General features: G+C 41.6%; 14 protein-coding genes. All 14 read left to right on the top strand.

Annotation, left to right across the window (positions count from 1 at the left end):
• Nucleotides 1–872: 872 nt before the first annotated feature.
• The 14 genes from JMX18_RS02225 (at nucleotide 873) to JMX18_RS02160 (ending at nucleotide 16,032) form a co-directional block, all read left to right on the top strand.
• Nucleotides 873–1,325 (top strand): hypothetical protein, encoded by a 453-nt coding sequence (locus JMX18_RS02225; RefSeq protein ID WP_201583298.1) that lies wholly within the window; start codon nucleotides 873–875, stop codon nucleotides 1,323–1,325.
• 59 nt (nucleotides 1,326–1,384) lie between these two features.
• Entirely contained in the window at nucleotides 1,385–1,954 is a 570-nt protein-coding gene (locus JMX18_RS02220; RefSeq protein ID WP_201583296.1) for a hypothetical protein, read from the top strand.
• A gap of 138 nt (nucleotides 1,955–2,092) precedes the next feature.
• On the top strand, nucleotides 2,093–3,106 hold the full coding sequence (gene cas6, locus JMX18_RS02215; RefSeq protein WP_201583294.1) for a CRISPR system precrRNA processing endoribonuclease RAMP protein Cas6: 1,014 nt from the start codon (nucleotides 2,093–2,095) through the stop codon (nucleotides 3,104–3,106).
• A gap of 135 nt (nucleotides 3,107–3,241) precedes the next feature.
• On the top strand, nucleotides 3,242–4,447 hold the full coding sequence (locus tag JMX18_RS02210; RefSeq protein WP_201583292.1) for a Card1-like endonuclease domain-containing protein: 1,206 nt from the start codon (nucleotides 3,242–3,244) through the stop codon (nucleotides 4,445–4,447).
• Between the two features lie 102 nt (nucleotides 4,448–4,549).
• Nucleotides 4,550–5,683, top strand: a complete 1,134-nt coding sequence (gene csm6, locus JMX18_RS02205) for a CRISPR-associated ring nuclease Csm6 (RefSeq protein ID WP_227674532.1) — start codon at nucleotides 4,550–4,552, stop codon at nucleotides 5,681–5,683.
• Nucleotides 5,684–5,785: 102 nt separating this feature from the next.
• Nucleotides 5,786–6,286, top strand: a complete 501-nt coding sequence (locus JMX18_RS02200; protein ID WP_201583288.1) for a hypothetical protein — start codon at nucleotides 5,786–5,788, stop codon at nucleotides 6,284–6,286.
• 60 nt (nucleotides 6,287–6,346) lie between these two features.
• A complete protein-coding gene (locus JMX18_RS02195) occupies nucleotides 6,347–6,916 on the top strand; it encodes a hypothetical protein (RefSeq protein WP_201583286.1) in 570 nt (189 codons plus the stop codon).
• Nucleotides 6,917–7,045: 129 nt separating this feature from the next.
• Nucleotides 7,046–8,263 carry a type III-B CRISPR module RAMP protein Cmr1 gene (gene cmr1, locus JMX18_RS02190; protein WP_201583285.1) on the top strand — a complete coding sequence of 406 codons (1,218 nt, stop codon included), beginning with the start codon at nucleotides 7,046–7,048 and terminating at the stop codon, nucleotides 8,261–8,263.
• Nucleotides 8,263–10,311: a Cas10/Cmr2 second palm domain-containing protein gene (locus JMX18_RS02185; RefSeq protein WP_201583284.1), complete on the top strand. Its 2,049-nt coding sequence runs from the start codon at nucleotides 8,263–8,265 to the stop codon at nucleotides 10,309–10,311. The genes cmr1 and JMX18_RS02185 overlap by 1 nt, the downstream gene beginning before the upstream one ends.
• Complete coding sequence (locus JMX18_RS02180; RefSeq protein WP_201583282.1) at nucleotides 10,308–11,555, top strand: type III-B CRISPR module-associated Cmr3 family protein; 1,248 nt, start codon at nucleotides 10,308–10,310, stop codon at nucleotides 11,553–11,555. Before JMX18_RS02185 ends, JMX18_RS02180 begins: the two co-directional genes overlap by 4 nt.
• A gap of 63 nt (nucleotides 11,556–11,618) precedes the next feature.
• Nucleotides 11,619–12,515 carry a type III-B CRISPR module RAMP protein Cmr4 gene (gene cmr4, locus JMX18_RS02175; RefSeq protein WP_201583280.1) on the top strand — a complete coding sequence of 299 codons (897 nt, stop codon included), beginning with the start codon at nucleotides 11,619–11,621 and terminating at the stop codon, nucleotides 12,513–12,515.
• 12 nt (nucleotides 12,516–12,527) lie between these two features.
• Entirely contained in the window at nucleotides 12,528–12,944 is a 417-nt protein-coding gene (gene cmr5, locus JMX18_RS02170) for a type III-B CRISPR module-associated protein Cmr5 (protein WP_201583278.1), read from the top strand.
• Nucleotides 12,945–12,949: 5 nt separating this feature from the next.
• On the top strand, nucleotides 12,950–14,197 hold the full coding sequence (gene cmr6 / locus JMX18_RS02165; protein ID WP_201583276.1) for a type III-B CRISPR module RAMP protein Cmr6: 1,248 nt from the start codon (nucleotides 12,950–12,952) through the stop codon (nucleotides 14,195–14,197).
• Nucleotides 14,198–15,225: 1,028 nt separating this feature from the next.
• Nucleotides 15,226–16,032, top strand: a complete 807-nt coding sequence (locus JMX18_RS02160) for a hypothetical protein (RefSeq protein ID WP_201583274.1) — start codon at nucleotides 15,226–15,228, stop codon at nucleotides 16,030–16,032.
• Nucleotides 16,033–16,071: the final 39 nt, after the last annotated feature.

Raw genomic sequence — 16,071 nt, 5'->3', positions numbered from 1 at the left:
CTTATGTATGCTAAAGCACTCCTTATATATTTGCAATGCAAACCATGATAGCGCTGCTATGACTAGTAATAAGAGTAGAGTGACTACAGCGACTCTCAACAGACATTATCCTATACGATTTATTATGCTTATTGGTGAGCTGACAAGCTTGTGATACTTATCATAAATGTATCACCCTGCTACTGATAGATAACCGCATTACTAAGCTCAAGTATCAGGCGACCAAAAACCAAAAAAGCCATCTGCAATAGATGGCTTCTTGGATAATTTTAGTGATATTAATTTTCTGACAGGCAACTTTTATACGCTTAGAAAGTTCTATTTAAAGAACTTTCTCTTGCGAGACTAAAAAAGCAGTGCTTTTTCTTAACGTCTCTCACCTTAGAGATCGGGGAAGGTTTCAGACGTAGATTTGTTAGATGAAAAGAAACGCAGTCCGTCTTAATCCCCTAGAAATCGGGGAAGGTTTCAGACTGTACACTGGTTTTTATTGTTAATAAAATCAATAACTTACCATAAAAATTTTAGCCGACTAATGTTGGCTTAAAAGTTGATGTTTTTTTAACCAATTTTTAAGTACAAATCGATCAAAAATAACCAATAACACGTCTGAAATGTTAAATAACGCACCTTATCTTCGTCAGATAGTGTCTAAAACATCCCTAATCGCTTAGAGGTCACTCATATAATGAGCGACTTAAGTATAGTAAATCAAGCCTTGTAGATTTGCAACGCAAATCACCTACCTTTATGATTTTTCTGATTGCTACATACTGACAAGCTTGTGATATGCACAGTTTTTGTCCATAAGCGCTATGATAATCCTACTGAAGCGATCAGCCAACTTAATTAACTATTACAATGGAAGCAATATGGCGCAGTGGCAGCTCAGCGAGATTATCCAGACCGCATTAGGGCTGAGCACTCAGGCGCGGCAGTATCAGGTGCAGACCAAGATGCTGACTGTGCAGTGCGAGACTATGCACAGACAAGCGAATATCGCAGCCCAGCGTATGCATTATGAGCATGAGCGCTATATGCAGACGCTGAGAGCTATTGCTGATGCGTTTGCAGTCAGCTTACATCATAACCGCAGGCAGTCGCAGCAGCTTGCGCACCTGTGCGTAAGCATCACGCGCCAACTATCTACGCTAACGCAGTGCCTGACTGATCGGCAGATGAGCGCAGAGCAGCTGGTGCAGCTTAATGCACTGATACAGACACTGCATCAGCAGCAGTCCGCCCTGATTACAGCGCATGGAGTGATGGGTAATCAAAGCATAGAGATATACCGTAGCAGCGGGCTGGCACTCGGTCAGCTGTAATACAATTAGCACTTGTCGTACTGGCAAAGACAAACACAATGGGATACTAGGAGCAACTTATGATTTGGTTATTAGGCGGTATTGCAGCAGGCGTGACAGCACTGGCATATATTGAAGGCGGCGAAGTCGAAGAACGTGAACGTGCTGAGCGCCGACAGCGGCGTCTTGAGCGCCAAACACGCGAGCGCGAAGAGCAGCTCTATGAGCAGCAGCAAGCCAATTTTATTCGCCAGCAGCAGGCCTTATGCGCTCAGATGCGCCGTCAGACTCTAGAGGCAATAGACGACGTGCAGCAACAAGGCGCAGAACAAGAGGCAATCAAAGTGGCACTGAGCCAAAACATTGAGCAAAGCTTGATCGCCATACAAAGCATCAGCCAGCGCCTGCTACTCACCTATACACCCAAACGCCAGATCTTAAAAGAGCAGCTCGCTCAGCTACAAGCTCGCCGCGCCGCTGATGTGCAAGCGCTTGAGGCAGTCACTGAGCAGCAGTTAGAAGCAGGTCGACACTACTACGGTTTAATTGAGCTGCTTGATCGCATTGACAATGCCCGACTGGATGGCTCGATATATGATATATACCGCGATGTTATGGAACAAGCTGCCATTAGGCGCTTCAGCACATAGTTATATATAATTTGACAAGCTTGTCATAGGACTAGACTTTATAGACTTCACTTATTATAGTCAGCATGTTTATCTAAACTTGTGCTTGGGCTTAAGGTAGTGTGAGTATTTTTATAGTTAACTGACTGGATAATAAACATGGACATTCATTCTACTGCGCCTGCAAGTTTGCATATCGCCAATCTGACTACGCTTCAATTGACAGTGCGTCAAGAGGACACGCTGCGCTTACCAGCTCATTCAGGCTCTATGTTACGCGGCGCATTTGGCGTAGCGCTACGTGACTTAACGTGCATCACCGCCCTGCCGGAATGTAAGGACTGTCCTATAAAGCAGTTTTGTACGTTTCCTAGTATCTTTGAAACGCCAGCACTGGAGTCAAGTAACGTCCAAGCGGTCAATCCCTATGTCATTCATATCCCTTCTATACCGCAAGATCAGTGCCGTGTTTATAAAAAAGGTGACATCTGGCACTTTAGTATGACCCTTATGGGCGCCGCTATACACGCGCAAAATATTATCATCAAAGCATGGAAACAGGCGCTACAAACAGGACTAGGCACCCATCAGCCCTATAAGCGCGCAACCTTACTACAGGTGTCGAGTGAGGATAAACCTATTTACTCCCATAAAGACTTACCACGTATCGCCAACGGGCATCTGCCTGACCCTAAAAGTCCGATAAGCGTTATTACTCTGCCTAAGCCTAATACAAGCCTACCTATACCGTTAACCATGCGCTTTTTGACCCCGTTTCGCTATCAGCAAGACAACCGGATTATCTCTCATCCTGAGCAGCTCGACAGTACCACCTTTATTGCCTCGCTTTATAACCGTATTCGCTTATGCCAAGACAACCACAGCCCTGATAAGGCATGGGATATCGGTTATGACTCCTATCATCAGTTCAAACAAGATATCGTGGCTTTAAAGATAGATAGCGACATTCGTCCCAATCACGTAGCACGGCGCTCCAATCGGCAACAGCGTAAAATGCAGTTATATGGTCTACAAGGCGATATTCATCTCACAGGCGATTACCCTACGCTTACTCGCCTCTTACCCGCCCTACAGCTCGGACAATACTTGCATATCGGCAAAAGCACCACGATGGGCTTAGGTCAGTATCAGCTCATCTTTGAAAAGATATAGAGACTAAATCTATTATCACCGATCAAGAACCTCACAAGCTTGTGAAGCTAACACGCCCTGAGCGATATCAGGTTTAATACACTACATCGCAACGACATCACGATTACTTACTGTCAAAATATAAAGGATGCACACTTGAAAACTTTATTTGTTACTGCCACCGCCCAAACCGAAGCCAACTACTATCTGATTTGGCATTTCTTTAAACAAAGCAATACTGACATCGAAAAGATCGTCATTATCAGTACTGAGTTTACTCGTGAAAAAGGCTACGTAGATAATTTGACCAGTGTCTTAAACGCACTGCAAATTGGCTCTGAGGATTCCTCTGTGACCATAGAGGAGCTGCCACTACAAAACGGTGTTGAGGAGAACAACGTCGAGGCGATCAAAGACGTCCTGCTGCAATGGATTGCGCACAATAAAGCCTCACAGATCATCTTTAATATTACTGGCGGCACTAAGCTGATGAGCATCGCTCAAGACCAGATCGCACAGATCAGCAGCCGCTATGATTGTGTCTATCAAAGCCGAGCCAACAATCAGCTGGTTTGGTACAACCGGCCACCGGGCAAACAATGCTACGACTTGGTACTACCCGAAAACCTTGAAGCCCGTCTAAAAGGGCGCGGCTATCAAACCGTCAGTTCTGAGACCTCATTTTTGGCTTTGCCAGCACAGCAGTATCACTATATCCAGCAGATGTATAAGTACCTAGACATCAATCTTGATAAAGCAAAAGACTTGGTGTTTGTACTCAATGCACTTGCAGCAAAGGTAATCAACGAGCCTGAGCACAGCTTCCCGCACACAGTTGAAGTGCGCGATGGCTATCGGCTAAAACAATGCATCACGTGGCTCAAATTACTCACCAAACTGCCGCAGCCTTACTTTAGTTACGACAGTGAAGCGGGGACGGTCACTTGGAAGACTAAACAAGCGGTTGAATTTGTCGGAGGCAAATGGTTTGAAGTGCTGACCGGACTACTCATCGTTCAGCACTATATTGCTCGTCAACAACAAGTCGATGTACAAATTGGCCTACAGTTCAAAAAAACCAGTGACGGCAATGAAGTCGATGTAGCTTATATCAACTCAAGCTACTTGCACCTGTTTGAATGCAAGACTGTCAATTGGGATAACCAAAACAACCCGACGACCAAGGTCAATGCCGATCTGCGTAAGTTTGACTCTGTCGGTCAGGTCGGCGGGCTTAACACCCACAAGTACTTTGTCAGTCTGTTTGACATCTCCGATCAGTCACTTGCTGTCGCTAAGGATACGGGTATTGAAGTCATCATGGGTAAGCAGCTCTTAGACTTTGGTCGCTATATCGCCTAATCGCCACAAATATCACAAGCTTGTGATGATCCCGAAATCGTCACAAGCTCTGCTAAAATTTGAGATATCAAATCGCTGTTAAATTTAAAAAGAGGAATGCTTATGTCACGTAATATTTTATTTTTAGTTACCGGTAAAACACCACAGATTGTTACCGAAACCGTTTGGGCACTTGCCTGCGATGAAGATGCGTCTGATATCTGGGTGCCGGATGAAATTCATGTTTTGAGCACTCAAGATGGTTTGAACCAAATACGCAAGCGCTTATTTGAAGATGGTGTATTTGAGCAACTCAAACAAGACTACCCTATTGTGTCAGACGTAGAATTTAACCCAGTGGATCATCTCCATGTGATTACCGATCATGTGGGTAAACCATTGGTGGATCTAAAGACGCCAGAGGAAAACGAGCGCTCAGCTGATATTATCTGTCAGATGGTCAAAGACTTTACCAGTATGGAGGACACCAGTGTACACGTCTCCATCGCAGGCGGGCGCAAAACCATGGGCTTTTATGCTGGTTATGCTTTATCGCTATATGGGCGGGCGCAAGACGCATTGTCTCATGTATTGGTAGATGAGAAATTTGAACAAGCGAATAACTTCTTTTATCCGACGCCTACAGAGCACCTAGTCTCTGATTGGAACGCTAAGGTCGTTGGTGATGCTCAAGAGGCGCAAGTGTGGCTGGCCAAGATCCCGTTTGTGAGAATGCATGAGGCCATACTACCAAAGCACCAGTTAAGAAAAGAAGACAGCTTTAGCGAAGTGGTGCAAAAAATTAATGAGTCTTATGAGGATGTGAGCTTGGAGCTGAACACCTTTAGCAGAAAAGCTATCGTTAATGGCAAATTTACTATAGATAACTTGCCACCACGAGAATGGGCTTTTTTAAACTGGTTTGCTGCTCGACGCAAAGATAGTAAAGGTGGCGTTATTGCCCCTACTAAAAACATAAACGAGAGAAATATTAATAGTGAGCAGTTGTCTCATATCAGTCAATTGACTGAAGAGTATCTGACTTATTACTACGATCATAAAAACGAGGCCGACTTAGATATAAGCGTGGATAAAAAGTTCTTTCAAAGCGCAAAATCAAGACTGCAAACCGCACTAAAAGAAGCTTTAGGCATAGAGCTTGCGGCTAAGCTTGGTATCACTCAAGGCTCAGGCAAAGGTTCTTCATTCCAACTGACTATCCCGCCAGAGGCGATTGTGATAAACGATATGTCTTAAGACAAATGCGATATACATGACAAGCTTGCGATCTCAGTTTCATTGGCGATAGTGCCGTATTATAACCTTATCGATTACTTCATATCATTTAGGAGAATAACTATGGCACTTCCCGCCGTCATCGCACCTACGTTTGCTGCTGCCGCCTTAAAAGAAGGCTTAAGCTTATGCCAGTCTATTTTGGAGTACCGTCTGGCCACGCAGCAAAATGAGCTCCAATGTCAACGCATGCACACTGAAGCTAATATAGTCTTACAGCAGCTCGATCATGATCATAATATGCAAATGACCAAAATCAATACATTGGCTCAAGCGCATAAAATTACTTTAGCCAATCACATGCAATCAAGCGCTGATAACGTGCAAATGATCGCTGAGTGCCAACAGCAAATTACACAGCTCTTAAATGCTTTTTCCGAAAAAGGTTTAACCGCTGAGGTAAGAAACGACATATTAAGCACGGTAAGTATACTCTCGCAGCAACAGTCTGGCTTAATGAATAGCCATATCGAAAACTCAAAAGCACCTATTAATGCGTTTGCTATGCTGGTTGATGGGATGCGGGATGATGGACAGCCGCGTACCTTCACTGACGTAAGCTGACTTTACAGACCTCGTGATTTATCGTTTGATATTTTATCTTCGCTATTCAAGGAGCGTTATATGTATTGGGTTATTGGAGCAGTTGCCGCAGTTGGAGTTGTCGCTTGGTTAAGCAGCGAGGAGCAAAGTGCCTGCGCGTCTTATCACGCGTCTAGCCGTAGATTGTCTAAAGAAACCGCTCAGCGCCAGCGGCAAATTGCAGAGCGCCGCGCCAACTATGAGAAGAATCAAGACTTCTATACTCATATTGAGCTGCATTATGCCTCTCATCTCACCGCTAATGCGCTATATGAAGAGCTTAAGCATCACAAAAATATCGTGGCAATGTTCAGCGACAAAAAAAATGCATTTGGCCGCTGTATTGGTAAGCTTAAAAAGCAGCGTGACGCGGCAACAGGTGCCCAAAAGCAACAGATCAGACAAGAGCTTCAGCAGATGCGAGATCAGTTCAATGAAGCCAAAGCTCAACTGATCATGCTTGCAGAAGAAAAAGAGCATAAATTGACTGAGATTCGTCAAATAAATCAGGCAACGCGCGAATATAAGCTTTACATTCGAGATTACTGCGGCACAAAAGGTCGCGACTGGTATGAGCGTGGTGTTGAGCGCGCAAGATTGCGCGCGGCATAGTTTGAGTTAAATTATTTGGCTCGTAATAGTTTTATTAAAATAAATTGTAGTTATTATTGATATATAGTGTATTTACCGCCTTACTTATGAATTAATAAAGAAGCTCTCAAAAATAGAGGAATAGATAGCATGGATCTACCCAATTTTTATAACCAGCCTAAGATAGTTAGCGCTACATTTCATATAAACACTCCAATTTTTGCAGCAGGATCAAATCAAAAGCAAGCTGAACTAACGCCAACAACTATCAAAGGTGTCATGCGATTTTGGTGGCGTGCACTAAATTGGTCTCGTATCCGCTTGAGCTGTGACAATAAAGAAAGCGCTTTTAAAAAGCTACATAATGAAGAAGCAAAACTATTTGGATCCACTGCTGATGACAATAAAAGTAGAGGTGGTCAAGGTTATTGCTTAATTAACACCTTAAAGCTCGAAGAAGCATCTCAATCTAATATATGGAACTACAATGGTAATCAATCGGGATTAAACTATCTACTCGGCCAAGGACTTTATAGCTTTAAAACAGGTGTCACTCGTGATGCTCTAACAGCAGGGCGTAGCTTCACAATTGACTTCACTATCGATAGCAAAGCCTATTTACAGGTTATCGACACCTTGAGAATTATAGGGCTTTTAGGTGGTTTTGGATCACGTTCTCGCCATGGTTTAGGATCAGTCACTTTAATAGAGCTAAGTCAAATCGATACTATCACTAATCAATCAGATCTTATTAGCTTTGAAAACGAAGCAAAGTTGGCACTGACAGAGCTGCTAGACAAATACCAATGCCACAAAAACTCCGAACTACCGCCACTATCAGCTTTTTATAAAAATACTCGTATAGATATCGTATCCATCACTAACAAAGATAGTTTGGATTTGCTTAATACAGTCGGTGAAGAAGCTCAACTCTATAGAAGTTTTGGTCGCGGTGGCAAAGTTAATGGTGAAGTTGCAGAGAAAAACTTTACCAAAGATCATGACTTTACTCTAAACCTTTTTACTGCAACACCTAATACTATTCAGCATCCTAAAAGAGTGGTATTTGGATTGCCTCATAATTACTTTTATTCTGGCACTACCACTCGAGGTCATAGCGCTAATATTGACTCATCTACTGGTAGAAGAGCCTCTCCTTTGATACAGCATATCCATAAGAACAAAGACCAATATCAGCTTATTCAATGTCTATTGAAAAGTGAGTTCTTACCAAGTGGTGCTAAGATAAAAATAGCAGCGCGTAAAGATAATAAATCAGAAAGAGCTTTTGTTAACCCTGACATCGATTGGGCAGTCATTACAGATTTTATGAATCGCCAAACATTTAATAACAAGGAGAGCATTTAATGACTGATAACCATCAAAAGTACTTTCATTTTACATTAGGCCCAGTTCAAAGCTTCGTGGCACAAGCACGTCGAACACGTGACTTTTGGGCAGGATCTTTTTTGCTTTCTTGGTTGGCAGGAGTGGCTATAGAAGCGGTCAAAGTACAAGGGGGTGCAATAATATTTCCTATACCAGATAAGAATTTTTTAGCAGCGATCAACGGAGAAGCAACAAAAAACCTACCTCAACAAGGCGGTATTCCTAATCGCTTTATGGCTGATATTAGCCATTGCAAAGATTTCAGTGGTAAAGCGGTAACTGATGCAATAACGAAAGCATGGGAAGCTGTTTGCGAACAAGTCTGGCAGTTAGACAAAAAAGGCTTACAACAAGATGGTAATCAAAAAACTCGATTAATTTGGGAATTACAAACTCAGAAGTTTTGGGATATGAGTTGGGTCATTACTGATAACAATGACACCAGTGCACTTGATAAGAGAAAAAACCTACGTACTCATGTTCCTTCAATAGAGTTCGGCTATAAATGTATGATGATGACAGGCTATCAAGAGCTTAGCGGCAACGCTACAAAAAATAGCGGTGAAAATCGTCGTAAATACTGGCAAACCTTGGCACAGCTAAACAAGACAGGTTTAGATTTAAGCCCAAAAGAACAGCTATGCTCCATTGCTTATGTCAAACGGCGTTTTGTACGCATATTTCATCTGGTTAACACACTTATAGATGTTAATAATTATGAGCTACGGGTGCATGGCTGGCATGTTCCTACTAACGTCCCTTCTGTCGATTATCTAGCAGCTACACCTTGGTTACACAACGTGCTAAAGCATATATCAGAGGGCGATAAGCAGCTTGCTAAGCATTATGCTACGTTTTATGAATCTGCTTATCAGCTAATAGGCACTCACAGTGAAGCGGCCAACCATATAAAAAGTATTGCCAGTTTACTAACTCGTCAAGACAAACACTACGCCAGTCTTGATGGTAGCATTTACTTTGAAAACCATATACTCAATCAAAAGTTTTTTGAGCATACCGAGTCAGATGATAGAGCAAAAGCTATCAAAGCATTGAGAGATCTCAATAGAAAAACAGACTCAGAACCCTCCCCTTATTATGCAATCTTATTAATGGATGGTGACAGTCTTGGCAAACAGATGGGACATCAAGAACGACAACCTATTATTAGCCATGCTCTTAATAATTTTACCAATGCCGCTCAAAATATCGTAAAAGATCATGATGGTTTTTTGATATATGCAGGTGGGGATGATGTATTAGCATTATTCAGCCTAGACAACGCTATGACAGCAGCAGTTGCTCTACAAAATAATTATAAAGCGTGCTTTGCAGCAGCTTCTACTGCTGATGTGAAAGTCAGCTCCACCTTATCAGGTGCAATCAACTATTGTCATATTGGCTCAGGTTTAACGCATGTGTTAATGGATAGTCATAACCTACTGGATAATATTGCTAAAGACACTACTGGTCGTAATGCTTTAGCTGTTCGGGTATGGAAGCCATCAGGAGTGGCGGTGCAGTGGAGATTACCATGGGATAAGGTATTACAGCCTTCGGTAGTTAATGAGATAAAGCAAAGCTACAATATAAGCTTACCTAATAGCGTAAAAAGCTTTGATGAGTTACCCGTTATTCATGCATTGGCACTTGCTATCGCTCAACAAAAATATAGCGATGACAACTTATCTATCTTTTCGACAGGGTTTTTCTATAAGACTCGCCAGTTGATGGTCATGTTACAAGATATGATGCAAACAAAAAGTCTGACAGATACTCAAGCAAGTAAGCTGCTTTTAGCTGAATACTTGCAAGCTGGTCAGTTTAGCAAAATAGAAGAACAAGACAAGCAGCGCCTCATTGGTATCTTTGAAATCTTGATTGAACAAAGCCGTGATTATCGTAGCATTATTGATGACGGTAGAGCAGAGCTAGATCTCACATCAGGTCAGCAACTATCAGGAGATGCTGGTATTTTACTTCGTATATTAGGCCAAAAAGGTTTGGCAAAAGGAGATAGATCATGAATGACAGTAACCAAACCTTGATAATATTTGAACAAGTGGATAGCTGGTTTTTTCGAGAGTCACGCCCTCATGGTAGTGTCGGAGCCAATGCACTTAGCTCTGTTTTTCCACCGCCTACCCGCTCTCTTATGGGGTGCTTGCGCAGTCATATTGGCAATCAATACTTTCAAAAAAATACCAATAAATCATGGGATAACCTATCTACCCTAACAGAACTTAAATCAGTTATTGGAGATGCTACAACATTAGGCTGTCTAAAACCTCGCGGCGTCTTTGTCAAAACCCATATAGAAAATATAGAACGATATTATCTCCCTGCACCCATAAGTGTTTGTCGTAAGAATCATGACACACAAGAAAGCAGGACTATTTATTTTTCTTTACAGCTAACGGATAAGTCATATCAGACAGACCTGGGAATGACAAGGTTAGTAGAGCTACCATTAAATGTAAACGGTAACAGCGACTTAAAAGGAGCAAAGCCTCTTGAAGATGTTTGGTTGTCTAAAGAAGCTTGGGAGCTAGTCTTACAAGGCAAGTTAGATAAAATTAGTCAGGTTACAGCAGCAGCTCAAGAGCAAGATGACTTTATATCTGAAGAATATCGACTAGGTATACAGGTTGATCCTAATAATCGAAGTGTCGTTGATGGACAGCTATACCAGACCACTCATATCAGATTAGATCCAAATACTAGCTTTGTAATGCCAGTCACTATGGATAAGCAAGTCATATCAACGGTGGTGGATGATAGCTTTTTTAATACTCAACACCTTGTTCGCCTCGGTGGTGAAGCACGTATGGCAAGTATGTCTTTTGAACAAAGTGTCTCCAAGTTTTTACCTACGCCACCTAACACTCTTACAGTAAAGCGAGATAACAATAAGAAAGTCTTTATGATTTATCTACTAACTAAACTTATGATGCAGACTGATAGCTGGCTACCTAAGCGCTTTACCTTGTCAGAGACTGGCTGGTCAGGATCTATCAATGGTATCGATCTAACAATAATGTCTGCCTGTATAGGTAAGGCGCATCGTGAAGGCGGCTGGGATCAAATGCATCATATTCCGCGTCCTATTCAGAGCTACTTACCAGCAGGGAGTGCTTTTTTTATAGAAGTAGATGACTCAATAGATGACCGGACTTTAATCTCAAGGCTTCACGGTCAAAGTCTGAATGAAAATGATGAATGGGGCGAAGGTATCATGTTAGTAGGTCAACTGATCTCTCATGATAAGTAATATCTAAAACTTCAGCACACAGCAACAAACATTCTATTAACAATAGTTATTCAAGGATATAAAATGAACAATCAAAGTATGATTATGGCTATGACCGCACAGACATCCATTCATGCCGGCGCAGGGCAAGCATTAAGTGTTATAGATCTACCCATACAACGCGAAGGGCATACCCAGCATCCTGTCGTATTTGGCTCTAGCCTTAAAGGCGCTCTGCGTTATCAAGCTTATCAAACCCTAATAGATGATGAAGATAAAGAAGTTTTATCAGCTGTTTTTGGTCCTGACACTCAAGGGGCAGATAGTAATGCCTATGCAGGCGCTTGTATGATAAGCGATGCTCGACTTTTATTATTGCCAGTCAGATCACTAAACGGCTATTTTAAATGGGTAACTTGCCCAGCTTTAATAAGACGCTTCTTAAAAGATTGTGATCGTGCCAGTTTAAGTACAGACACCTTATTATTACCTGATATCACACTGGATCAAGTGGCTGTGAATGACAGTAAACAAAAAACTTTATTCTTAGAAGAGTTTGCATTAACTGTCGTTAACGCCTCAGAATTAGAGCAAATCTCTACAGTCATCCATCAGGTTATCGGAATTGAGCTATCACAGTTACATGATCAGCTAGCTATAGTAAGCGATGATATGTTTACTTACTTGGCGCAGAACAGTACACCAGTCAATGCTCACATTGCTTTAGATGAGAATAAAACGGTAGTCAAAGGAGCGCTATGGTATGAGGAAACTCTACCGCCTGAAACGGTTATGTATAGCTTAATCATGTGTACCTCTTCAAGACGAAAAAATATAAAGCTAACTGCCACTGATGTTGCGCACGTTTTAACGGATAAAATAATACCTGCTCATAATCGCTATCTACAAGTCGGCGGTAACGAAACTGTGGGGATGGGCTGGTTTGCCATTCATTTTACCGATTCATCTCAGACAGCTTAAGGAGCATACCCTATGATTCAGTCTCGCGATCAGCTTAGAGCCAAACACGCTTTAGAAAAAATAGAACTATTTCAGAATCAAAAGAAGCCTATCATTCTAACAGATAAAGATATTAAGTCAGCCGTATCAGGGCTACCGGCTATGATTCATATGAATGGCTTAGGGCATGCCTTTGCTTTTTATCTTAGTGATATCAAAAACTTCCCTGCTCGAGCAGCATTAGTCGATGCGGTATTTGACTGGTTAAAAAACCATAGTGGTGTTTTTCAGTCATTAGAGGATTTAAATTCATTAACCCCATTAAAGGCCATTACTCACTCGGACTTGCAGACTTATCAAATCGCTCAACAAGAAGCACAAGCTTATTTGTTATGGTTAAAAAAATTCGCACGCGCACTTTTGACTGCTAATGATGATAAAGGGGATTAATTATTATGCTACCCATATATAATCAAGAGAACACTACCAAAAAAGCAGAGTCTGTCTTTAAAGATGACAGCACAGACGGGCACTTAGGCGTATGGTATGAACGATTTTATACTTATCATATCTTCGATAGTCAAGGAGGTCTGATCGCTGATCCTGACGCAAAAAAAACAGCCAAGATTAGAGAGAAGGAAAGCTTTTTTACGGAGTTTTGGGGTCAGTCAGGTCAACGCCAATGCGGTAATAGCAGTTTATTGAAAAACTATGCAATGCGTCAACGCTTACTCTGTCATGCACAGCAGGGTATCGCTACTAGCTATAATAATACTTGGCAAATAGCTGTAGGACTAGGAAATAGCCATCCTTTGGATAACGGAATGCTATGGCATCCCACTCTTGGCGTCCCCTACTTCCAAGGCAGTACTGTAAAGGGTATGGCAAAAGCCTTAATGGAAAAATGGGGTGCTGATCCGAAACTGATTAAACGCTGGTTTGGTTCAGTAAACTTATTGCAGTCAAAGCACTATTCAGCAAAATTATTCAATCACAATTTTGGCTATGACATTGATGAAAAGACAAAAGAAGAGTTGAGCACGCAAGCAACGGGTAGCTTTATATTTTTGGATGCTATCCCCACCAAGCCTGTAATGCTAGTACAATCCATTATGACACCTCATTACGGTAAGTGGTATGAAAAAGGAGATACACAGCCTCTATCGCCTGAAGCTCAACCTGGAGACTGGCATGCTCCTATTCCAGTTAGCTTTTTGGCAGTAGAAAATGCTTCTATGCAGTTTGGAGTCATGCCGCGACTAGGTGCTCATGTCACAGAGGAAGAAACCAAACAGCTCGCAAACATTATTACTATTGCATTAGAGCATTTAGGCATTGGTGCCAAAACAGCTACAGGCTACGGTCGAATGTTACTAGATAAAGCTGAAAATAGTAAGTTACAAAATGAACAGGATGCTCTTATAGAAGAGGAAAAGGCTCGTATCGAAGAGCAAAAAAGAAACCAAGGTAAGTCTGCTGAACAGATATTCCTTGATGACTTTAGAGACCACCAAACACCTGAAGTCTTTGAGTTTTATCAAAAAATTATGACTTGGTCAGAAGAGCAAAAGCTATTAGTAAAAGAAGCTTATGAGCTTATCATAAAGCAACCTAGCGTAAAAAAAGATCCAAAGAAAAAGTGGGTAGCCCGTTTGACTTTATTAGTCGAAAAACTAAAAGACTTCGATACAGATATTGATTAGCCAGCGTTGCAAAACCGCAACCATTGTTTTACTATAATAGAGTTGCTAATTTACACTCAGTAACCCCCGTAAATTAGGGAAGTTTCAGACATTATCTGACGAAGATAAGGTGCGCTATTTAACATTTCAGACATAATACTGGTTATTTTTTGATCAACTTTCACTTGAAAATTGGTTAAAAAAACGTCAACTTTTAAGCCAATTTTTGTCGGCTAAAATATCGATGGTAGGTTATTGATTCTATTGATAATAAAACCCAGTGTACAGTCTGAAACCTTCCCCGATTCTTAGGGGATTAAGACTGACCGCGATGATGTCGTGGTATATATCCGGTAAGGTCTGAAACCTTCCCCGATTCTTAGGGGATTAAGACTCTTCAACATAAATTGAACGAGAATCAGCACATTTGTCTGAAACCTTCCCCGATTCTTAGGGGATTAAGACAGTAGTTTGTAAATGGTCTACAATTGATTTGGGGTGTCTGAAACCTTCCCCGATTCCTAGTGGGTGAACGAGGAAACAACGGAACACTGTTTCGTCCGAGTGCAAGAGAATTTGCATTTTCGCAAATTCTGTAAGACTTAGTTTAGTCTGAATAAAAAATCACAGATTTTCTACAGCAATGGGGCAAAGTAGTGCTTTGCTTTATCCCTCCTCACCCACGGTTTCTAGTGGTGAGAGACGTTAAGAAAAAGTACTGCTTTTTTAGTCTCGCAAGAGAAAGTTCTTTAAATAGAACTTTCTAGGCGTTTAAAAATTGCATGCCAATTTTAGCTTCGCAAGTAAACACCCTTAAAATAGGATTTTTTGAAGACTGATAGTATTAGTCTGAATAGACAACCGTTTAAATCGTATTTTCTCAAAGCCAGTAATTTTTATACTCTTATAACCACAATAAAGACGCCGTCTATTCCTAATAGACGGCGTCTTTGTAATTCATATAGGACTTGCAAGCTTGTCATTTTATGAGAAAGCAAGCAAAAGCGCTGATAATAGGCTCATCACCAATCGTTATCAGGGTCATGCTTATGCCGTTTCAACGTCAGATCGACAGTGCCAGTCACGCTATAAATAATAGCTTTTTTGATTATTATCAACACTTGGTAAACTGCTTTGATCAAAGCTCAAATCACAGCACCTTTGCTTCCCATCTTTTTGACCCAGCTCATATTATTGACTCTACGTACGATGCAATATGCTATATGATTGCTTACGGCTGGCAGCACTACCAAAGCATGCAGCACTTATTGCATAACACGATTGATGTCACCAGCGAGATTCAGCATTCTATCCGACTCATCGACTATGGCAGCGGCCAAGGTATAGCCACACTTGCATTTATGGATTACTTGGCACAAAACCGTGTCGCCTCAACAACTGCACTTGAGGTGCATCTGATAGAACCCTCTAAAATTAGCGTGGGTATTGCAGTCCTGTTAATTAAGAAGTTAGCAAAGGTACATGGTATAGCCGTATCTATACATTGTCAGATCTGCACACTCGGTCAAGCCTCACTACCCTCACCTAGCACAAATAAAGAGACTTTTCACCTACTCTCTAATATCATAGATATGCATACAGTACACGAAGTCATTGCTGAGCTGGCTTTACAAATGAAATCTTGCAGTAATCAAAACTTCTTGCTGGCTACGTCTCACAACACCTTAGATGCGCAGGTAGGCTATCATATACTGCGCCAAGAGATGGATTTTGTTGATCACTCCTATGAAGATTTCCGCAATGTCACTTGTCCTGTGTACGATTTCGATAAGTTAAGTTGGACGTCCACTACGTTCAAGCAGCGTGCACTTATTATGCAATGGGGCACGAGTTAGTTTTGGGATCGTTATGTTCATAGATCCTGTCAGCTTAAT

The sequence above is a fragment of the Psychrobacter jeotgali genome, assembly GCF_904846315.1.
Taxonomy (GTDB): Bacteria; Pseudomonadota; Gammaproteobacteria; order Pseudomonadales; family Moraxellaceae; genus Psychrobacter; species Psychrobacter jeotgali.
The sequence above is the reverse complement of the archived record's forward strand: the minus strand, read 5'-3'. Positions and strand labels throughout refer to the sequence as shown.